We start from the raw sequence: 19,245 nt of genomic DNA, 5'->3' as shown, positions 1-19,245 counted from the left end.
GACTCACGTCAGACACGAGGAGCACACACCATGGCTCTAATCACGCTGCGCCAACTGCTGGACCACGCCGCCGAGCATGGCTACGGCTTGCCGGCCTTCAACGTCAACAACATGGAGCAAATCCACGCCATCATGCAAGCCGCCGATGCGGTGGACAGCCCAGTCATCCTGCAGGGTTCGGCGGGCGCGCGCTCCTACGCCGGGGAGCCGTTCCTGCGCCACCTGGTCGCCGCCGCCGTCGAGGCCTACCCCCACATCCCAATCTGCATGCACCAGGACCACGGAGCCTCGCCCGGCGTGTGCATGCGCTCGATCCAGTCGGGCTTCAGTTCAGTGATGATGGACGGCAGTCTGCTGGAGGATGGCAAGACCCCGGCCAGCTACGAGTACAACGTGCGCGTCACGCGCCAGGTGGCTGACATCGCGCACGCCTGCGGCGTGTCGGTGGAGGGTGAGCTGGGGTGCCTGGGCAGCCTCGAGACCGGCAAAGCCGGCGAGGAGGACGGGCACGGCGCCGAGGGCGAGCTGGACCATTCGATGCTGCTGACCGACCCAGACGAGGCCGCCGACTTCGTGCAAAAGACCCAAGTCGATGCGCTGGCGATCGCCATCGGCACCAGCCATGGCGCCTACAAGTTCACGCAGAAGCCCACCGGCAAGGTGCTGCGCATCGACCGCGTCAAGGCCATTCACGCCCGCATCCCCAACGTTCACCTGGTGATGCATGGCAGTTCCAGCGTGCCGGAGGACTGGCTGGCCATCATCAACAGCTACGGTGGCGACATGGGCCAGACCTACGGCGTGCCGGTGGAGGAGATCGTCGAGGGCATCAAGCACGGCGTGCGCAAGGTCAACATCGACACCGACTTGCGCATGGCGGCCACCGGGGCGATCCGCAAACACCTGGCCGAGGACCGCAAAAATTTCGACCCGCGCAAGTTTTTCAAGGCCGCGACCCAGGCGATGAAAGCCATTTGCCAGGCGCGCTACGAGGCGTTTGGCAGCGCCGGCATGGCCAGCCGCATCGGCACGGTCTACAGCCTGGACGCCATGCGCCAGCGGTACGAAAAAGGCGAGTACGCGCCCCGGGTGTCCTGAACGGCCGCCGGCGCGCAACGGCGGCTCGGGCGACAATTCGCCCATGATTCCCATCAAGACCGAATCCGCGTGGCGGGGCACGGCCGACTGCAAGGCGTGCGGCATCCGCGACATGGTGTTGTTTGCCGACCTCAACGAGCAGGACTTCAACCTCATCCACGCGCCCATCGACGACCTGGTGTTTTCGGTGGGGCAGACCCTCTATCACGAGGGCGAGGCGGCGTTTGGCGTCTTTACCTTGCGCAGTGGCCTGGTCAAGCTGGTGCGCAGCACGCCCGATGGGCGCCAGCGCGTGCTGCGTGTGCTGCGCCCAGGCGATGTGGTCGGCCTCGAGGCGTTGGCGACCAGCCGCTACGACAGCGAGGCCACGGCGCTGACCGAGGTGTCGCTGTGCCGCATCCCCACCGACGTCATTCACCGCCTGGCGCAAAATTCCCCGCGGCTGCACTGGCGGCTGCTGCAGAAGTGGCAGCAGGCGCTCAAGGAGGCGGACGACTGGCTCGCCGCGCTCAACTTTGGCTCGGCACGTCAGCGCGTGGCCAATTTCATCCTGAAGATGCGCCATGCCACCGACCCGGGCGTGGTGACCCTGTTCTCGCGCGAGGACATGGGCGCCATGATGGATCTCAAGCTCGAGACCGTGAGCCGAGAAATCAGTGCCCTGGTCCGCGCCGGCGCGATCGAACCGCTGGACCGCCAGGGGCGGCTCTATCGGATTGCCGATGAGGGCGTGCTCGAGGCTGCCGTGGCGGGCTGACGGCGCCCGCGGATCACAGCTCTTCCGCCCGGCGGGGGGGATAGGTGTCCCAGCCCTGGCAGCCAGGGCAGTGCCAGAAGTACTGGCGTGACTCGAATCCGCAGGCCGCGCAACGGTAGCGTTTGAGGGGCTCGCCGGCGCGCTCCAGCGCCCGCCGAACCAGCGGCTCCTCGTCCGGGGCGCCGAGCGGTACCCCGGCCAGCCACAGGGTGGCTGCGACCAGGGACGGCTCCTGGCGCAGATGGGCGATGTAGCGCTGGCGTGCCGTCACCGTATCCGGGTCCAGCGTGGCCAGAGCCTGGGTGACGTCCAGCGATGGCGCATGCGATTGCGCCCAGACGGCCAGCCGACTGCGCGCCCGCTCGGGCGTGCCCGACATCAGGGCCCATTGCGCTAGGCTGTGCGCGATCAGCGGAACGTGCTCCGGGCAATGGTCGGCCAAGCCCTCCAGCGCCGCCAGACCGCCATCCACATGCCCGAGCGACTGGCGCAGATCGGCCAGCGCCGCCCACGCCCGTGCCGACTGCGGCACTTGGTGGACCAGCGACTCCAGCAGCGCCAGCGCCTCGGTCGTGTGCCCCTGGCGGTGCAGCGCGGCCGCCTGCTCGCAGCGGTGGTGCGCGAGGCGCAGGCGAAAGCTCCCGCGGTCGCTGCCCTCCAGCGCCTGCGCCATGTCGGCTGCGCGGGACCAGTCGCGCGAGCGCTCATGGATGCCCAGCAAAGCCACCTTGGCGTCGGTGTCGTAGCGCGTGCCGAGCAGGGCCGTGAAGGCGGCCTCGGCCCGGTCCAGCAGCCCCGCTTTCAGGAAGTCGAACGCCAAGGCGTGCTGCGCCCGTTCGCGCTCGTGCGGCGGCAAGTCGGCGCGGGCCAGCAGGTGCTCATGCACCCGAACCGCCCGGTCGTAGTCGCCTCGGCGGCGGAACAGCCCGCCGAGCGCAAAGTGCAACTCCGCCGCATCCGGGTCATGCCGCACCGCCTCGATGAAGGCATCGATGGCCTGATCCTGCTGCTCGTTGAGCAGATGGTTGAGGCCGCGGAAATAGGCCCGCGGCGCCTGGCGGCTCTCCAGCCGCCATTGCCGCAGATCGAAGCGCGAGGCGATCCAACCCAGCGCGAACGCCACGGGCAGCGCCCACAGCAGCCACGAGAAATCAAACCCCATGGGGCGGCTCTTCCAGCGCGGGCGCGGTCGCGGGCGGTGCGGGGGGGGCGGATCCGGTTCCCGTGCCGCCCTGGCGGGCCGTTCGCCGCGCGCGCCACCACAGCGGCGCCATCACCGCCATGCCCAAGAGCACACCGGCAAACAGGACGAGCAGCAGCACCAGCACCAGCGGGGCCTCCCACTGCGCCCCGAACAGGCCGTGCACGCGCACCGGGGCCTGGTTGTTGATCGCCAGCGCAAAGATGAACAGGAACACGGCCGCCTTGAGCAGCCAGCCCAGCACCCTCATGCCGCCCCCCGCTGCGGTCCATCGACGGCTTCCCGCAGGGCTTTGCCCGGTTTGAAGTGCACCATCCGTTTCGGGGGGACGTCGACCTGCTCGCCCGTGCGGGGATTGCGGGCCTGCCGCGCGGCACGTTCGCCGACCGAGAAGCTGCCGAAACCGCGAATTTCGATGCGCTGCCCGGCCACCAAGCTCTCCGTCATGGCTTCCAGCAAGGTTTTGACCGCGGCCTCCGCATCGGATGCGGTCAAGTGCGGGTAACGCTCGGCCAGGGCATCGAACAGATCGCTGCGGTTCATACCGCCATTATGCCCAGCAAAGCCGGGGTGCGGCAGGCGGCAGGTCCGCTGCGCATGCCCATGAAAAAAGCCCGGCGGGCGCGACCCCGACCGGGCTGTGGTACGCACGGCCCGGGTTGGCCCCGGGCCGGCGGTGCGGGATCAGCCGTTTTGGCCGTCCAGCTTGGCGCGCAGCAGCGCACCCAGGTTGGTGGTGCCCGCGTTGCCGGAGGTCTGGCTCAGGTTGGCCATGGCTTCCTGCTGGTCGGCCGCGTCCTTGGCCTTGATCGAGAGCTGGATGCCACGGTTCTTGCGATCGACGTTGACGATCACGGCCGTCACCTCGTCGCCCACCTTCAGCACATTGCGGGCGTCCTCGACGCGATCACGCGAGATCTCGCTGGCGCGCAGATAGCCGACGATGTCTTGGCCCAGGTCGATTTCGGCACCCTTGGCATCGACGCTCTTGACCGTACCGGTGACCGTCGCGCCCTTGTCGTGGATGGACACGAAGGTCGTGAACGGATCGGCGTCGAGCTGCTTGATGCCCAGGCTGATGCGCTCGCGCTCGACGTCCACGCCCAGCACGACGGCCTCGACTTCCTGGCCCTTCTTGTAGTTGCGCACGGCGGTCTCGCCCGGCTCGTTCCAGGACAGGTCGGACAGGTGCACCAGACCGTCGATGCCCGACTCCAGGCCCACGAAGACGCCAAAATCGGTGATCGACTTGATCGGCCCCTTGACCTTGTCGCCGCGCTTGTGGGTGTCGGCGAACTCCTGCCACGGGTTGGGCTTGCACTGCTTCATGCCCAGGCTGATGCGGCGCTTGTCCTCGTCGATGTCCAGCACCATGACCTCGACCTCGTCGCCAATGGAGACGATCTTGTTCGGCGCGACGTTCTTGTTGGTCCAGTCCATCTCGGAGACGTGCACCAAGCCCTCGATGCCGGGCTCCAGCTCGACGAAGGCGCCGTAGTCGGCGATGTTGGTGACCTTGCCGAACAAACGGGTGCCGGCCGGGTAACGGCGTGCCACGCCCAGCCACGGGTCGTCGCCCATTTGCTTGAGGCCGAGGCTGACGCGCTGGCGCTCGGGGTCGAACTTGAGCACCTTGGCCGTGACTTCCTGGCCGACCTGCACCACCTCGTTCGGGTGGCGCACGCGGCGCCAGGCCATATCGGTGATGTGCAGCAGACCGTCGATGCCGCCCAGGTCGACGAAGGCACCGTATTCGGTGATGTTCTTGACCACGCCGGTGACGATGGCGCCTTCCTTGAGGGTTTCCAGCAGCTTGGCGCGCTCTTCGCCCATGCTGGCCTCGATGACGGCGCGGCGGCTGAGCACCACATTGTTGCGCTTGCGGTCGAGCTTGATGACCTTGAACTCCATGGTCTTGCCCTCGTAAGGCGTCAAATCCTTGACGGGGCGGGTGTCGACCAGCGAGCCCGGCAGGAACGCGCTGATGCCGTTGACCATGACCTTGAGGCCACCCTTGACCTTGACGGTGGTGGTGCCGGTGACGAATTCGCCCGACTCCAGCGCCTTCTCGAGCGCCATCCACGAGGCCAGACGCTTGGCCTTGTCACGCGACAGAATGGTGTCGCCATAGCCGTTTTCGACGGCTTCGACCGCGACGGCGACGAAGTCACCGACTTGAACCTCGAGTTCGCCCTGATCGTTCTTGAACTCGCTCAGGGGGATGTAGGCCTCGGACTTCAGCCCTGCGTTGACGACCACGTGGTTGTGGTCGATGCGCACCACCTCGGCGGTGATGACCTCGCCGGCGCGCATTTCGGCGCGCTTGAGCGACTCTTCGAACAGGGCGGCAAACGATTCAGACATGCAGATTCCTGGGTGCCGCGGTCGTCCGGGACCGGCAGCGGTTGGGTGATCACCCGAACAGGCGTCGGGTGGTGGGTTGTCGAACCCTCCGGCGTGCGGACATGTCATCCGGCTGCGCCCTCGGGGCCCTGCTGGCCGGCTGTCGGGCCGAGGCGGACGCCCTCAGCCAGCGAACGGCCGGCTGCGCTGCCACCACGCCAGCACGGTTTCCACCGATTGCTCGATGGTCTGCTCCGAGTTGTCGAGGGCCAGCGCATCTTCGGCGGGCTTGAGCGGCGCGGCCGCGCGCGATCGATCGCGCGCATCCCGTGCCTCCAAGTCGGCCAAAAGACCGTCAATGCTAGCAGTTTCACCGCGCGAAATCAACTGTTCGTAGCGCCGCCGGGCGCGCGTGGCGGCGCTGGCCGTCAGAAAGACCTTGAGCGGCGCATCCGGAAAGACCACCGTGCCCATGTCGCGCCCATCGGCCACCAGACCGGGCAGGCGCCGGAACCCCCGCTGCAGCGCCAGCAGGCCGGCGCGCACGGCCGGCACGGCCGACACCCGCGACGCCGCCATGCCCGCCGCTTCGCTGCGCACCGCGTCGGTGACGTCGTCCCCCGCCAGCCAGATGCGCCCGTCGGCAAAGCGCACCGGCAGCCGCTCGGCCAACGCCCCCAGGCGCTGTGCCAGCGTAGGGTCGGCCAGTGCCGCCTCGTCCGTGGGCAGACCGGCCCGCTCGGCGGCCAGCGCGACCACGCGGTACAAGGCACCGGAGTCCAGCACATGGTAGCCCAGGCGCTGGGCCACGGCGGCGGCCAACGTCCCCTTGCCCGAGGCGGTGGGGCCGTCGATGCAGATCACCGGAATATCGGCCGGTGCGGCCTGCGCCACCGACCAGAGTGTCTCGAAATAATCGGGAAAGGTCTTGCCGACGCACTGCGGGTCCAGGATGCGCACCGGCACCCGCGCGGGATTGAAGGCCGCCAGCGACGCACACATGGCCATGCGGTGGTCGTCGTAGGTGTGGATGGCGGCGGCCCGCCAGCCGCGTCCGTCGGTGCCCAGCGGGTGCACCCGCAGCCAGTCGGGGCCTTCGTCCACGGTGGCGCCCAGTTGGCGCAGTTCGGCGGCCATGGCCGCGATGCGGTCCGTCTCCTTCACGCGCCAACTGCCGATGTGGCGCAGCGTCGTCGGACCGTCGGCGTACAGCGCCATCACCGCCAGCGTCATGGCGGCGTCGGGGATGGGGTTGCAGTCCAGATCCAGCGCACGCAGCGGCCAGGCGCCGCGGCGCACATGCAGGCGGTTGGCTTCGCCCTCGACGTGGGCACCCATGGCCTGGGCGGCTTCGACGAAGCGGATGTCCCCTTGGATGGAATCCAGCCCCACACCTTCGATCGTGACGGGAGCGTCGGTGGCGGCAATCGCCCCCAAGGCGATGAAGTAGCTGGCCGACGAGGCGTCGCCCTCCACATGGATCCGCCCCGGCGTGGTGTAGCGCGCCCCGGCGGGAATCGTGAAGCGGGACCAGCCCTCGCGCTGCACGTTCACGCCAAAGCGCGCCAGCAGGCGCAGGGTGATCTCGATGTAGGGCTTGGAGATCAGCTCCCCCACCACCTCGATGGTCACGGCGCGCGTCTGCGCGGCCAGCGGCAGCGCCAACAGCAACGCGGTCAGGAACTGGCTCGAGACATCGCCGCGCACCCGGATCGGCGCGTCCAGCCGCAACGGCGTCGGGGCAGGGGCGCCGACCGCCAGGGGCGGATAGCCGGGTTGGCCCAGGTCCTCGATGGTGCCGCCCAACTGGCGCAGGGCGTCCACCAAGTCGCCAATCGGGCGCTCGTGCATGCGCGGCACGCCCGAGAGTTCGAAACGCCCCCCCTGAAGGGCAGTGAGCACCGTCAGCGCGGCGGTCAGCGGCCGCATCGCCGTGCCCGCATTGCCCAGAAACAGCCGCGCCTCGCGCACGTGCAGCCGGCCGGCCAGTCCGCGCACGCGCACCGTGGTGGGCCCGAGCCGCTCCAGCCCGCAGCCCAGCGTCGCGAGGGCCTCCAGCATCACCCGCGTGTCGTCCGAGTCGAGCAGATCCTCGATCACCGTCACGCCGTCGCACAGCGCGGCCAGCAGCAGCACGCGGTTGGAGATGCTCTTGGAGCCGGGCAGCCGCACGCTGCCGGCAGCGCGCGTCAGCGGGGGGATGTCGAGGAAGGCGGTGCGGTACATGGGGGATCGGATGACGGGGGCACCGCGGCGTAGGCGCCGGCGGCCCATTGGGTGCGGATGCGGCTGGCCTCGGCAATCAGCTCGCGCAGGGTGTGCGCGTCGCCCGCGTCGAGGGCGGCTTCGAACGTGTCCAGCGCCGCGCGGAAGTGCCGGGCCTGTGCCCGCACCTGGGCGGCGTTGGCGAGCAGAATGTCGCGCCAGATGTCCGGGTCACTCGCGGCGATGCGGGTGAAGTCGCGAAAGCCCGGCCCGGCCAGTCCCAGGAAATCCACCGCGTGGGGTTGTCCCGCCAGTGCCCGCACGGCGGCAAAGGCCAGCAGGTGCGGCAGGTGGCTGACGGCGGCATAGGCGGCATCGTGCGCCGCGGGCGTCATGGTGCGCACGCGCGCCCCCAGCGCCTGCCACAGCGCCTGGGCGCGCGCGGCCAGGGTGGGGCTGGTCTCGGCCAGCGGGGTCAGGATGACTTGGCAGCCGCGGTACAGGTCCGCGCTGGCGTGCTCCACGCCAGCGCGTTCCTTGCCGGCAATCGGGTGTGCCGGCACGAACTGGCCCAGCCGATCGGCCAGCGTCTGGCGCGCCGCCTCCACCACATCGCCTTTGGTCGAGCCCACGTCCATGACCAGCGTATCCGGGCCGATCAGCGGGCGGATGGCCCGCAGCGTGTCGCCCGTCGCGGCGACCGGCACCGACACCAGCACCAGGTCGGCACCGGAGGCCGCCAGCAGCGCCGAGGGTGCTTCGACGTCGATCACGCCCAGCGCACGGGCGCGCGCCAGTGTCTGCGGCGAGCGGGCGTAACCCACCACCCGCTGCACCAGTCCGGCGGCCTTGAGGGCCAGGGCGAACGAGCCACCCATCAGCCCGCAGCCAATTACCCCCAGTTGCTCGAAGCGGGGTGGCTCCGCGGGCGTATCGCGGTCAACGGCGGTGGGGGAGGGCGTGCTCATCGCCCCTTCACTCCGACACCGGATAGGCGCCCAGCATCTTGTAGAAGGCGCACAGGCCTTGCAGTTCTTGCAGGGCGGCGGCCACATGGGGCTGGGACGGGTGTCCGGCGAGGTCGATGTAGAAGTAGTACTCCCACTGGCCGGATTTGGCCGGGCGGGACTCGAAGCGCGTCATCGACACGCCGTGCGCCTTGAGCGGGCGCAGCAGATCGTGCACCGCCCCCGGGCGGTTGGGGACCGACACCACCAGACTGGTGCAGTCGCGCCCGCTGGCCGGGGGGGTGGCCATGGTTTGCGGCAGGCAGATCACCGCAAAGCGCGTGCGGTTGTACGCTTCGTCCTGGATGGCGTGTGCCACGATGTGCAGCGCGTACTGGGCGGCGGCCCGCTCGCTGGCGATGGCGGCCCAGGTGGGGTTGGTCGTGGCCAGCCGGGCGCCCTCGGCATTGCTGGCGACGGCGCGGCGCTCGGCGTGGGGCAGGTGCGTGGACAGCCAGCCCTGGCACTGCGCCAGGGCCTGAGGATGGGCCATCACCACCTCGATGCCGTCCAGGCTGGGGGTCTGGCGCAGCAGGTTGTGTCGCACCAGCAGGCTGATTTCGCCGACGATGTGCACTGGCGAGCGCAGGAACAGGTCCAGCGAACGCGCCACCACGCCTTCGGTGGAGTTTTCCACGCCCACGACGCCAAACTGCGCGGTGCCCGCCGCGGTGGCGTGGAACACCTCGTCGAAGCTCGGGCAGTAAATCAGATCGGCGGCGCTGCCGAAGTAATCGATCGCCGCCTGTTCGCAAAAGGTGCCCTCGGGGCCCAGCACCGCGACCCGCAGCGGGGCCTCCAGCGCCAGGCAGGCCGACATGATCTCGCGCCAAATGGCGGCGACGTGCTGGTTGCGCAGGGGCCCGGGGTTGGCCGCTTCGATGTTGGCGATGACCTGCGCGACGCGGTCGGGTCGGAAGAAGGGCGAGCCCTCGGCCCGTTTGACCTCGCCGACGGCTTCGGCGATGCGGGCGCGTTCGTTGAGCAAGGCCAGCAGCTGCCGGTCGATGGCATCAATCTGCTGGCGCAGGGCCAACAGGCGGGGGCTGGCGGCCGGCGAGGGCGGGGCGGTCGGGGACGGCGTTTGGGGGTCGGTCATGTCGGGCCGTTGAGGGGGCCGGGCCGTCGGCGCTCAGGCGTTGCGCTCGAAGTCCCGCAGGTAGTCAACGAGAGCCTCCACCCCCGCCATCGGCATGGCGTTGTAGAGGCTGGCACGCATGCCGCCCACAGACTTGTGGCCTTTGAGCTGCAGCAGTCCGCGCGCTTCCGCTCCGCGCAAAAACGCGGCGTTGCGGGGATGGGCGGGGTCCTGCAACGGCGCTCCGTCGTCGCCGCGCAGGAAAAAGGGGATGTTCATGCGCGAGCGGCAGGCGGGATCGACCCGGTTCACATACAGGGACGAGCCGTCGATCGCGTCATACAGGCGCTGCGCCTTGGCAATGTTGCGCGCCTCCATCGCCGCCACGCCGGTGAGCGCCCCCTCGCGCTGCGCCAACAGCCACTGAAAGGTCAAGCCGGCGATGTAGATGGCGTAGGTGGGTGGCGTGTTGAGCAGCGAATTGGCGTCCGCCAGCGCACGGTAGTCGAACACGCTGGGGCAAATCGGCAGCGCATGGCCCAGAAGATCCTCGCGCACCACGATGATCGTCAATCCGGCTGGGCCAATGTTTTTTTGCGCGCCGCCGAAGGCCAGACCGACGCGGTTCCAGTCGATCGGGCGCGACAGCACATGTGAGGAGAAGTCGATCACCAGCGGTGCGTCGCTGCCCAGCGCGGCCAGATCCGGCAGGGTGTGGAACTCCACCCCGTGGATGGTTTCGTTGGTGCACAGGTGTACGTAGCTGGCGTCTGCGCTCAACCGCCACGTAGCCGGGTCGGGCAGGGTCGTAAAGCCGGTGTCGGCCGTGCTGGCGGCGATGCGGGCCTCGCCATAGCGCGCGGCCTCCTTGGCGGACTTTTGGCTCCAACTGCCGGTCAGGACGAAATCCATCGCCCGCGCCGGGCGCCGCCCCGCCAGGTTGAGCGGCACCATCGCGTTGTGCGCCAAGGCGCCGCCCTGGCTGAACAACACCTTGAAGTGCGCCGGAATGGCCAGCAGGGTGCGCAAATCGTGCTCGGCCTGCTCGGCAATGGCCATGAAGGCCTTGCCGCGGTGGCTCATTTCCATCACGCCCATGCCGGTGCCGTGCCAGTCGAGCATTTCGGCCGCGGCTTGTTCCAACACCGCTTCGGGCATGGTGGCCGGGCCGGCCGAGAAGTTGTAGGGACGCCGTGCCACCGTGTCAGTCCTCCGCGCTGTCCGCGTCTGCCGGCGGGGTGGCGTCCTCGCCTTCGTCGTTGTCCGCGATGCGCTGCAGGCCGCTCAAGCGGTCGCCGTCGTCCAGGGCGATCAGCGTGACGCCCTGCGTGGCGCGGCCCAGCTCGCGAATCTCTGCCACCCGCGTGCGCACCAGCACGCCGCGGTCGGTGATGAGCATGATCTCGTCCTCCGGCCGCACGAGGGTGGCCGCAACCACGCGCCCGTTGCGCTCCGATTGCTGGATCGCGATCATGCCCTTGGTGCCGCGGCCGTGGCGCGTGTACTCGGTGATGGAGGTGCGCTTGCCGTAGCCGTTTTCGGTGGCGGTCAGCACGCTCTGGCTCTCGTCCTCGGCCACCAGCATCGCGATGACGCGCTGGCCGTCCTCCAGCGTCATGCCTTTGACACCGCGCGCCTGCCGGCCCATCGGACGCACGTCGTTCTCATCGAAGCGCACCGCCTTGCCCGCGTCGGAGAACAGCATCACGTCGTGCCGCCCGTCGGTCAGCGCGGCGCCAATGAGGTAGTCGCCTTCGTCCAAATCGACGGCGATGATGCCGGCCTTGCGCGGGTTGCTGAACTCGTCCAGCGCCGTCTTTTTGACCACCCCGTGCGCCGTGGCCATGAACACGTAGTGATCGGCCGGGAAGCTGCGGAACTCGCCAGTCAGCGGTAGCACCACGTTGATCTTCTCGCCCTCGGCCAGCGGGAACATGTTGACGATCGGCCGCCCGCGCGCCCCACGCCCGCCGGCGGGGACTTCCCACACCTTCAGCCAGTAGAGCCGCCCGCGGTTGCTGAAGCACAGAATCCAGTCGTGCGTGTTGGCGATGAAGAGCTGGTCGATCCAGTCGTCGTCCTTGGTGGCGGTGGCCTGCTTGCCACGGCCGCCGCGGCGCTGCGCGCGGTATTCCGACAGCGGCTGGCTCTTGATGTAGCCGGCGTGCGACAGGGTCACCACCATATCCTGCGGCGCGATCAGGTCTTCGGTGTCGAGCTCCTGCGCGTTGTGCTCGATGTGGCTGCGGCGGGCGCCGACCTTGCTCTGGCCAAACTCCGCACGGATGGCGCGCAGCTCGTCACCGATGATCGCGGTCACCCGCTCGGGTTTGGCCAGGATGTCGAGCAGGTCGTCGATCTGCGCCATCACCTCCTTGTACTCGGCGACGATCTTGTCCTGCTCCAGGCCGGTGAGGCGCTGCAGTCGCATCTGCAGGATCTCCTGCGCCTGCGTCTCCGACAGCGCGTAGAGCCCGTCGGCCTGCAGCCCGTAGGCGCGCGGCAGCCCCTCCGGGCGGTAGTCGTCGGCGTTGACGGTGCCGCCGTCGGCGCGCGCGCGCGTCAGCATCGCGCGCACCAGTTCGCTGTCCCAGCGCCGCGCCATCAGCTCGGCCTTGGCCACCGGCGGGGTGGGGCTTTCGCGGATGATGCGGATGAACTCGTCGATGTTGGCCAGCGCCACCGCCAGGCCTTCGAGCACGTGGCCGCGCTCGCGTGCCTTGCGCAGCTCGAACACGGTGCGCCGCGTCACGACCTCGCGTCGGTGCTGCAGGAAGATGTCGAGCAGATCCTTCAGGTTGCACAGTTTGGGCTGGCCATCGACCAGCGCCACCATGTTGATGCCGAAGGTGTCCTGCAGCTGCGTGTGCTTGTACAGGTTGTTGAGGACGACCTCGGGCACCTCGCCGCGCTTGAGCTCGATGACCACGCGCATGCCGGACTTGTCAGACTCGTCCTGGATGTGGCTGATGCCCTCGATCTTCTTGTCGCGCACCAGCTCGGCGATGCGCTCCAGCAACACCTTTTTGTTGACCTGGTACGGGATCTCGTCGACGACGATGGCTTGGCGCTGGCCGCGGTCGATGTCCTCGAAGTGACAGCGCGCGCGCATCACCACCCGCCCACGGCCGGTGCGGTAGCCCTCGCGCACGCCCTGGATGCCGTAGATGATCCCGGCGGTCGGAAAGTCCGGCGCCGGAATGAAGGCCATCAGGTCATCGACGCTGGCCTCGGGGTGCGCCAGCAGGTGCAGGCAGGCGTCCACCACCTCGTTGAGGTTGTGCGGCGGGATGTTGGTGGCCATGCCCACCGCGATGCCGGCCGAGCCGTTGACCAGCAGGTTGGGCAGCCGGCTGGGCAGCACCAGCGGCTCGCGTTCGCTGCCGTCGTAGTTGGGGCCGAAATCGACCGTTTCCTTGTCGATGTCGGCCAGCATCTCGTGCGCGATCTTGGCCAGCCGGATCTCGGTGTAGCGCATCGCCGCGGCGGCGTCGCCATCGACCGAGCCGAAGTTGCCCTGGCCGTCGATCAGCATGTGGCGCAGGCTGAAGTCCTGCGCCATGCGCACGATGGTGTCGTAGACCGCGCTGTCGCCGTGCGGGTGGTATTTACCGATCACGTCGCCGACGATGCGGGCGGATTTCTTGTACGGCCGGTTCCAGTCGTTGCCCAGCTCGTGCATCGCGTAGAGGACGCGTCGGTGCACGGGCTTCAGGCCGTCGCGGGCGTCGGGCAGCGCGCGCCCCACGATCACGCTCATCGCGTAATCGAGGTAGCTGCGGCGCATCTCCTCTTCCAGGCTGATAGGCAGGGTTTCTTTGGCAAACGAAGTCATGGGAACGCCGCATGGGTGCGGACGGCCAAGCCGATGCCTGGTGTCCGACTCGCGCTGCCACGGTCGTGGCAGCCAATCCGCGCTATTGTAAGGAAGGTGCGTGCGGCAGCCCTGAGGTGCGCTGATGGGGTGCGCCTGTTGCTCACGGGCGACACGTGGGGCGGGGGCTTCACCGTTTTCTTCTTGCAATTGGGCCGGGCGATGTTTGGTGTGGGTATCGCTTATGGCACAATCAAAAGACAGCCGACAGGGTTTGCCTGGGTTGTTGGCTCGCTCAGTCTCCCGTTTCGTCCCCAGACCAAGAGGAATCCAATGAACAAGTTGACCAAGATCGCAGCGCTGTTCGCGACGGCCGCCATGGCCTCTGCCGCGGGCGCTCAGACCATCGATAACTGGCGCAACGGCACCGGTGACTTGGTGTGGAAGAACGGCACCAACGAATTGTGCTGGCGCAACGCCAACTGGACGCCCGCCACGGCTGCCCAGGGCTGCGACGGCGCTATCGTGCCCGCCCCCGCCCCCGCCCCCGCGCCCGCTCGGGCCCCCGCACCGGCGGCTGCTCCGGCACCGGCCCCCGCCCCGGCGCCTGCTCCCGCGCCGGCTCCGGCGGCGCCCGCCAAGGTGACGTACGCCGCAGACGCCTTCTTCGACTTCGACAAGGCTGTCCTCAAGCCGGAAGGTAAGGCGCGTCTGAACGACTTGGCCGAGAAGGTCAAAGGCATCAAGCTCGAGGTCGTGATCGCCGTCGGCCACACCGATTCCACCGGTCCCGACGGGTACAACCAGAAACTGTCGGTGCGCCGTGCCGAAGCCGTCAAGGCATATTTGGTGAGCAAGGGTATCGACGCCAACCGCATCTACACGGAAGGCAAGGGCGAAAGCCAGCCGGTGGCGGACAACCGCACCCGCGAAGGCCGCGCCAAGAACCGCCGCGTGGAAATCGAAGTCGTCGGCACGCGCTGATCGGCATTGACGGACGTCCGGCGCATTTGCGGCCGGGCGTCGCGTCCATGTGGCCGCATGAGCGGCCGATGAGAAGCCCCGCCTCCGCGGGGCTTTCGTTTTGGGGGGTGGTGGCAGGGCGCTCCGGCGGGTGATAATCCACCCATGGATGCCCCGCTGAATGCCGATGCGGCCGAATTGGCCAAATTCTCCGAGCTGGCCCACCGGTGGTGGGACCCCGAAAGCGAATTTCGCCCATTGCACCAGATCAACCCCTTGCGATTGGGGTGGATCGAGGGTTTGGCTGGCCCGCTGGGTGGGCGGGCCGTGCTCGACGTGGGGTGCGGGGGCGGCATTCTGGCCGAGGCCATGGCTCGACAAGGCGCCCAGGTGTTGGGGATCGATTTGGCCGACAAGCCCCTCAAGGTAGCCCAGTTGCACGCCCTGGAGCAGGGGGTTCAAGGGGTCGGCTACCGACGCATCAGTGCCGAGCAGTTGGCAGCCGAGCAGGCCGGCCATTACGACGTCGTCACCTGCATGGAGATGCTGGAGCATGTGCCCGATCCCGCTTCGGTGGTCGCGGCCTGCGCGACGCTCGTCAAACCCGGCGGCTGGGTGTTCTTCTCGACGCTCAACCGCAATCCCAAATCGTTTTTGTTTGCCATCGTCGGCGCGGAATACGTTCTGCGCCTACTGCCGCGCGGCACACACGAGTATGGCAAATTCATCCGCCCGAGTGAGCTGGCGGCCCACTGCCGGCGTGCCGGCTTGGATGTGCAGGCCACCCGCGGGCTGGAATACAACCCGCTGACGCGCCGTTATTGGCTCAGCGACGACACCAGCGTCAACTATCTGTTCGCCACGCGCAAGGGGGCGGCATGACCCGCTGGCGTGGTATCCGCGCGGTGCTGTTCGACCTGGACGGCACGCTGGTGGACAGCGCCCCGGATTTGGGCCACGCGGCTGACCTGATGCGCCAGCGTCGGGGGTTGCCGCCGCTGGACGAGGCCTACTACCGCCCCCGCGCCAGCAGCGGTGCCCGCGGCATGATCGAGGCGGCCTTCGGCGTGACCCCGGAGCACCCCGAGTTCGAGGCGTATCGGATGGAGTACCTGGACACCTACGGTCAGGTGCTGACGCGCCGCACGCGGCCGTTTGATGGCGTGGCCGAGCTGATCGCGGCGCTGGATCGCGCCCAGGTGGCGTGGGGCGTGGTCACCAACAAGGTGGAGCGCTTTGCTTTGCCGTTGACCGCCGCCATACCGCTGTTCGCCACAGCAGCCACCGTCATCGGTGGGGACACCACGCCCCACTCCAAACCGCACCCCGCTCCGCTGTTGGAAGCCGCCCGGCGCTTGGAACTGCCACCCGAGGCCTGCCTCTACGTCGGTGACGACGAGCGCGACATCGTCGCGGGCCGCGCGGCCGGCATGCCCACGGTGGCGGCGCGCTACGGCTATCTGGGCGTGGCCGCCGATGTCGAGGCTTGGGCAGCCGACGCCATCATCGAGTCGCCGCAGGCCCTCTTGAACTTTCTGGATCTGGCGTAAACTAAACAAGTACGGGGCTGCATTGGTTTCGACGTGGGTTCGGACCCGCAGCAGGGCATGTCGAGGTGCTGTCACCTCGTTAAACCGCAGCAAAAAAGTAACTGCGAACGACGAACGTTTCGCCCTCGCCGCTTAATCCGGCGAGCCTTGCACCGGTCGGCCGATAGGCCGGGCCGTGGGGGCCGTAAGGCCTTCCGGCAGCAAGGGAACCTTCATCGGCTGGTCGGGTGGCGGGCAACTTGCCGCTCGATGAGATCCAAGGTTGCTGGTCCGGGACGCAGCGTGCCGCTGCGCGGCGCCTCGGGCGAGATCCAGTCCAGACGGCTACACATGTAGAACTGCGCGAAGAAGGCTTGCGGACGGGGGTTCGAGTCCCCCCAGCTCCACCAATCACCAGGGCCCGGAAAGTCTCCGGGCCCTTTCCTTTTTGGCGCCGCCCCCGCGCCGCGCGGGCTCCTGGCGGCTCGTGCCGTGGGTAGGCGCAGATCGTGATCTGGCAAACTCAACAGCACACGAGCCTTGGTTCTCCGCCAACCAAGGCCACCGGCCAAGCATGAAACCCCACCGCGAGCTCCCACGGGATGGCCCATTCGGGTGACGACCGGCAAGCAGGATCCTTGAAGCGAAAATCTCCACGATGAGTCACAAGAAGAAAATCGCTGCCGATCTGCAGTCTGCGCTGTCTGGGCAAAGCCCACTGAGCATCGATCTGTACGTGGAAGTCCTGGCCGATTTCGAGGACGAGCTCAAGGCGTCGCTTGACAAGGACGCCGATGACGCCTTGCTGTGCATGCTGGCCGACGACGGTGACGTGGCGATGTTGGTCATCGAGTGGGACGGTAGCATCTACCGGAATGAAAACGCGTTGAAAAAGCTGCGGGCCATGTGGCGGCACAGCTTTGACGTCAATGTGCAGATCCTCGTGCCCATCCTCAGTGACCATATCAGCCAGAAAAACCTGGGGGTGGCGGGCATCAAGTGGTTGCCCGCGTCCAGCCATTGAAGCGGATTGATGAACGGGGGCCTGGGTGTTGGCGGGATCACGCGCCTGTCGGCGCGGCGGTCGGCGGCGCGCAGCAGCAGGGCCTGGGTCGGTGAGCTTGGGGCAAGTTTCCATCGGCATCTCCGGATGATCGCGACGATGCAATCGGCGCGCTGTGAGTGCAGGATGCCAAGCGCCCGGATGGCGGGGCATTCTGCTTGCGAAATGCAAACAAGAAAACTACACTTTAACTAAACGCATGATGCAAGTAGAATATCTCCCGTGAAAGTCTCAAAAGAAGAGCTCGTCGCCGTCCTCGCCCAGTTCAACCCCTGGTGGCGCGGTGAGTGCATTGCGGATCTGCCCAAATGGCGGCGTGCGGCCTTCCGCGAGCTACACACCTGGCTGGCTGCACCGCCCGCGCCCCGGGCAGTGATGCTTTCCGGCGCGCGGCAGATCGGCAAGACCACGCTGATGCTGCAGGCCGCGCAGGCGCTGCTGGCCGCGGGTGTGCCTGCTGCCAACATCCTTTATGCCACCTTCGACCACCCGATCCTCAAGCTCGCCGGCATCGACGCCGTGCTCGACGCCTGGCGCGAGCGCGAGCCGCGCGCCGAGGGGCCGGAATACCTGCTGCTCGACGAAGCACAGTTCATCCGGGACTGGGGAACGTGGGTCAAGCACCAGGTCGATTTCCGCAAGGACCGGCGCATCGCCTTCACCGGATCGGCCATGCCGCTGGTGGAGGCCGCCCCCGAATCCGGCGTCGGCCGCTGGCACACGATCCGGCTGACCACGCTGTCCTTCTACGAGTACCTGCAGATCAAGCGCCTGCAACTGCCCGAGTTGCCCAAGCTGCGCAGCCTGCGCGATTTGTTCGACTGGGCCCCGGCGGACTTCTACCGCGCCACCGAGCTGGGGCAGGACTACGTCGGCCACTTTCACGAATACCTACTGCGGGGCGGCTTTCCGCAGACCGCGCAGCTCGACAGCGTCACGCAGGCGCAGCGCCTTTTGCGCGAAGACATCATCGACAAGGTGCTCAAGCGCGACATGACCGCGCTCTTTGGCGTGCGCCGCGTGCTGGACCTGGAACACACCTTCCTCTACCTGTGTCTGCACGACGGCGGCCTGCTGGACATGGTGGATCTGTGCAGCAACCTGGAAGTCAAGCGCCCCACGGCGCAGCACTTCATCGAGCTGCTGGAGGCCACCCACCTGATCTACCGCCTGGCGCCCTACGGTTACGGCAAGGACGTGCTGCGCGCGCGATTCAAGATCTACTTGGCCGACGCGGCCATCGCGCCGGCGGTGATGCTCAAGGGCAAGGCCATCCTGGAGGATGCGGCGGCGCTGGGCGTGGCCACCGAGACGGCCGTGTTCAAGCACCTGTTCGCCCGCTACTACGCGCAGAACGTGCGCTTCTCCTACTGGCGCGGCAAGCGCGAGCACGAGGTCGATCTCGTCGCTGAAGTGGGCGGCGAGCTCATTCCGTTCGAGGTGAAGTACCGCGCCCAGCACACCGGTGCGCGCGAGTTGAAGGGCCTGATCGAGCTGTGCCAGGCCAAGCGCATCGCGCGCGGCTACGTGGTGACCAAGGCGCTGGACGACTTCGGGCCGATGCAGGGCCTGCCGCTGGCCGAAGATGCCGATGTACCGACGCGCATCATGCGCATTCCGGCGCCGCTGCTGTGCTACTGGATGGGGGCGGCAGAGCTTCCGGGGGATACGCAGTGAAGCTGGCTGCACGGGATCTGGCTCCATGGAGCCGTGGCCATGCGGAGGTCGGGCTCCGTATGGCAGAGACGAATCTTGAGATGCTCGTTTGGCTCAAACTGACATTGAAGGGGCAGCCATGCGCGATGGCGTGATCACCGAAGCCGATACCTGCCGCGAGTTCGTCACGCCCCGCCTCGTCGAGGCAGGATGGGGTACGGCTCCGCACGCCATCGGCGAGCAGCACAGCTTCACCCATGGCCGCATCATCGTCGCGGGCGGCAAGGTGCGGCGCGGCAAACAGAAACGCGCCGACTATCTGCTTTATTACCGTCGAGACTTTCCTCTTGCCGTGGTGGAGGCCAAGGAGATCGGCCTGCCCGCCGAAACCGGCGTGCAGCAGGCCAAAGAGTACGCCGAGATCCTCGGTCTCAAGTTCGCCTATGCCACCAACGGAGCCTGTCAGGAATTTTGTGTTTGAGGCATAGCATGTTGGAAAGGAGCATCTATGCCAAGCAAGAAGAAGCCGGC

Annotated in this window: 16 protein-coding genes, 1 other RNA gene and 1 pseudogene; 9 read left to right on the top strand and 9 right to left on the bottom strand. The window is 67.8% G+C overall.

The annotated features are described in order from the left end of the window. Positions 1–30: 30 nt before the first annotated feature. Together fba and ACK4TH_RS05595 are read left to right on the top strand one after the other, a co-directional pair. The gene (gene fba, locus ACK4TH_RS05600) at positions 31–1,098 is read left to right on the top strand and encodes a class II fructose-bisphosphate aldolase (RefSeq protein WP_409623703.1); all 1,068 of its coding nucleotides are present in this window, start codon (positions 31–33) and stop codon (positions 1,096–1,098) included. 43 nt (positions 1,099–1,141) lie between these two features. Continuing rightward, positions 1,142–1,855 carry a Crp/Fnr family transcriptional regulator gene (locus tag ACK4TH_RS05595; RefSeq protein WP_409623701.1) on the top strand — a complete coding sequence of 238 codons (714 nt, stop codon included), beginning with the start codon at positions 1,142–1,144 and terminating at the stop codon, positions 1,853–1,855. A 13-nt stretch (positions 1,856–1,868) separates the two neighbouring features. On the opposite strand, the gene lapB is transcribed toward ACK4TH_RS05595, so the two are convergent. The 9 genes from lapB to gyrA all read right to left on the bottom strand — a co-directional run bounded on the left by lapB (position 1,869) and on the right by gyrA (position 13,524). Next, positions 1,869–3,017, bottom strand: coding sequence for a lipopolysaccharide assembly protein LapB (gene lapB, locus ACK4TH_RS05590; protein ID WP_409623699.1), 1,149 nt, complete (start codon positions 3,015–3,017; stop codon positions 1,869–1,871). Beyond that, entirely contained in the window at positions 3,007–3,306 is a 300-nt protein-coding gene (locus ACK4TH_RS05585) for a lipopolysaccharide assembly protein LapA domain-containing protein (RefSeq protein WP_409623697.1), read from the bottom strand. Before ACK4TH_RS05585 ends, lapB begins: the two co-directional genes overlap by 11 nt. Further along, positions 3,303–3,599 carry an integration host factor subunit beta gene (locus ACK4TH_RS05580; RefSeq protein ID WP_409623695.1) on the bottom strand — a complete coding sequence of 99 codons (297 nt, stop codon included), beginning with the start codon at positions 3,597–3,599 and terminating at the stop codon, positions 3,303–3,305. Before ACK4TH_RS05580 ends, ACK4TH_RS05585 begins: the two co-directional genes overlap by 4 nt. A 141-nt stretch (positions 3,600–3,740) precedes the next feature. Beyond that, positions 3,741–5,420: a 30S ribosomal protein S1 gene (rpsA, locus tag ACK4TH_RS05575; RefSeq protein WP_409623693.1), complete on the bottom strand. Its 1,680-nt coding sequence runs from the start codon at positions 5,418–5,420 to the stop codon at positions 3,741–3,743. Between the two features lie 162 nt (positions 5,421–5,582). Then, a complete protein-coding gene (locus ACK4TH_RS05570) occupies positions 5,583–7,625 on the bottom strand; it encodes a bifunctional 3-phosphoshikimate 1-carboxyvinyltransferase/cytidylate kinase (RefSeq protein ID WP_409623691.1) in 2,043 nt (680 codons plus the stop codon). Further along, positions 7,589–8,572, bottom strand: a complete 984-nt coding sequence (locus ACK4TH_RS05565; RefSeq protein WP_409623689.1) for a prephenate dehydrogenase — start codon at positions 8,570–8,572, stop codon at positions 7,589–7,591. Before ACK4TH_RS05565 ends, ACK4TH_RS05570 begins: the two co-directional genes overlap by 37 nt. Before the next feature lie 7 nt (positions 8,573–8,579). Continuing rightward, entirely contained in the window at positions 8,580–9,710 is a 1,131-nt protein-coding gene (pheA, locus tag ACK4TH_RS05560; protein WP_409623687.1) for a prephenate dehydratase, read from the bottom strand. A 33-nt stretch (positions 9,711–9,743) separates the two neighbouring features. Further along, complete coding sequence (gene serC, locus ACK4TH_RS05555) at positions 9,744–10,847, bottom strand: 3-phosphoserine/phosphohydroxythreonine transaminase (protein ID WP_409623824.1); 1,104 nt, start codon at positions 10,845–10,847, stop codon at positions 9,744–9,746. Positions 10,848–10,893: 46 nt separating this feature from the next. Continuing rightward, positions 10,894–13,524: a DNA gyrase subunit A gene (gene gyrA, locus ACK4TH_RS05550; protein WP_409623685.1), complete on the bottom strand. Its 2,631-nt coding sequence runs from the start codon at positions 13,522–13,524 to the stop codon at positions 10,894–10,896. Between the two features lie 312 nt (positions 13,525–13,836). Here gyrA and ompA point away from each other — a divergent pair, with 312 nt between their 5' ends. The 7 genes and pseudogenes from ompA to ACK4TH_RS05515 form a co-directional block, all read left to right on the top strand. Continuing rightward, positions 13,837–14,487: an outer membrane protein OmpA gene (gene ompA / locus ACK4TH_RS05545; RefSeq protein WP_409623683.1), complete on the top strand. Its 651-nt coding sequence runs from the start codon at positions 13,837–13,839 to the stop codon at positions 14,485–14,487. Positions 14,488–14,631: 144 nt separating this feature from the next. Then, the gene (gene ubiG / locus ACK4TH_RS05540; RefSeq protein ID WP_409623681.1) at positions 14,632–15,348 is read left to right on the top strand and encodes a bifunctional 2-polyprenyl-6-hydroxyphenol methylase/3-demethylubiquinol 3-O-methyltransferase UbiG; all 717 of its coding nucleotides are present in this window, start codon (positions 14,632–14,634) and stop codon (positions 15,346–15,348) included. Beyond that, positions 15,345–16,016 carry an HAD-IA family hydrolase gene (locus ACK4TH_RS05535; RefSeq protein WP_409623679.1) on the top strand — a complete coding sequence of 224 codons (672 nt, stop codon included), beginning with the start codon at positions 15,345–15,347 and terminating at the stop codon, positions 16,014–16,016. The genes ubiG and ACK4TH_RS05535 overlap by 4 nt, the downstream gene beginning before the upstream one ends. Positions 16,017–16,029: 13 nt before the next feature. Next, positions 16,030–16,405: a transfer-messenger RNA gene (gene ssrA / locus ACK4TH_RS05530) on the top strand. A gap of 248 nt (positions 16,406–16,653) precedes the next feature. Continuing rightward, positions 16,654–17,019: a hypothetical protein gene (locus tag ACK4TH_RS05525; protein WP_409623677.1), complete on the top strand. Its 366-nt coding sequence runs from the start codon at positions 16,654–16,656 to the stop codon at positions 17,017–17,019. Positions 17,020–17,280: 261 nt separating this feature from the next. Next, positions 17,281–18,735 (top strand): ATP-binding protein, encoded by a 1,455-nt coding sequence (locus ACK4TH_RS05520; RefSeq protein ID WP_409623675.1) that lies wholly within the window; start codon positions 17,281–17,283, stop codon positions 18,733–18,735. Between the two features lie 118 nt (positions 18,736–18,853). Further along, positions 18,854–19,171: pseudogene (locus tag ACK4TH_RS05515) on the top strand (type I restriction enzyme HsdR N-terminal domain-containing protein); the annotation flags it as partial. Between the last annotated feature and the right edge of the window lie 74 nt (positions 19,172–19,245).

The organism is Tepidimonas sp. (assembly GCF_046292505.1).
In the GTDB taxonomy this organism is placed as follows: domain Bacteria; phylum Pseudomonadota; class Gammaproteobacteria; order Burkholderiales; family Burkholderiaceae_C; genus Tepidimonas.
The sequence above is the reverse complement of the archived record's forward strand: the minus strand, read 5'-3'. Positions and strand labels throughout refer to the sequence as shown.

Bases quoted from the DNA above. Each gene is read 5' to 3' on its own strand.
- lapB (WP_409623699.1), bottom strand. From the start codon at position 3,017: ATGGGGTTTGATTTCTCGTGGCTGCTGTGGGCGCTGCCCGTGGCGTTC.
- ACK4TH_RS05525 (WP_409623677.1), top strand. From the start codon at position 16,654: ATGAGTCACAAGAAGAAAATCGCTGCCGATCTGCAGTCTGCGCTGTCT.
- gyrA (WP_409623685.1), bottom strand. From the start codon at position 13,524: ATGACTTCGTTTGCCAAAGAAACCCTGCCTATCAGCCTGGAAGAGGAG.
- ACK4TH_RS05535 (WP_409623679.1), top strand. From the start codon at position 15,345: ATGACCCGCTGGCGTGGTATCCGCGCGGTGCTGTTCGACCTGGACGGC.
- ACK4TH_RS05565 (WP_409623689.1), bottom strand. From the start codon at position 8,572: ATGAGCACGCCCTCCCCCACCGCCGTTGACCGCGATACGCCCGCGGAG.
- ACK4TH_RS05585 (WP_409623697.1), bottom strand. From the start codon at position 3,306: ATGAGGGTGCTGGGCTGGCTGCTCAAGGCGGCCGTGTTCCTGTTCATC.
- serC (WP_409623824.1), bottom strand. From the start codon at position 10,847: ATGCCCGAAGCGGTGTTGGAACAAGCCGCGGCCGAAATGCTCGACTGG.
- ubiG (WP_409623681.1), top strand. From the start codon at position 14,632: ATGGATGCCCCGCTGAATGCCGATGCGGCCGAATTGGCCAAATTCTCC.
- ACK4TH_RS05570 (WP_409623691.1), bottom strand. From the start codon at position 7,625: ATGTACCGCACCGCCTTCCTCGACATCCCCCCGCTGACGCGCGCTGCC.
- ACK4TH_RS05580 (WP_409623695.1), bottom strand. From the start codon at position 3,599: ATGAACCGCAGCGATCTGTTCGATGCCCTGGCCGAGCGTTACCCGCAC.
- ompA (WP_409623683.1), top strand. From the start codon at position 13,837: ATGAACAAGTTGACCAAGATCGCAGCGCTGTTCGCGACGGCCGCCATG.
- ACK4TH_RS05595 (WP_409623701.1), top strand. From the start codon at position 1,142: ATGATTCCCATCAAGACCGAATCCGCGTGGCGGGGCACGGCCGACTGC.
- rpsA (WP_409623693.1), bottom strand. From the start codon at position 5,420: ATGTCTGAATCGTTTGCCGCCCTGTTCGAAGAGTCGCTCAAGCGCGCC.
- fba (WP_409623703.1), top strand. From the start codon at position 31: ATGGCTCTAATCACGCTGCGCCAACTGCTGGACCACGCCGCCGAGCAT.
- pheA (WP_409623687.1), bottom strand. From the start codon at position 9,710: ATGACCGACCCCCAAACGCCGTCCCCGACCGCCCCGCCCTCGCCGGCC.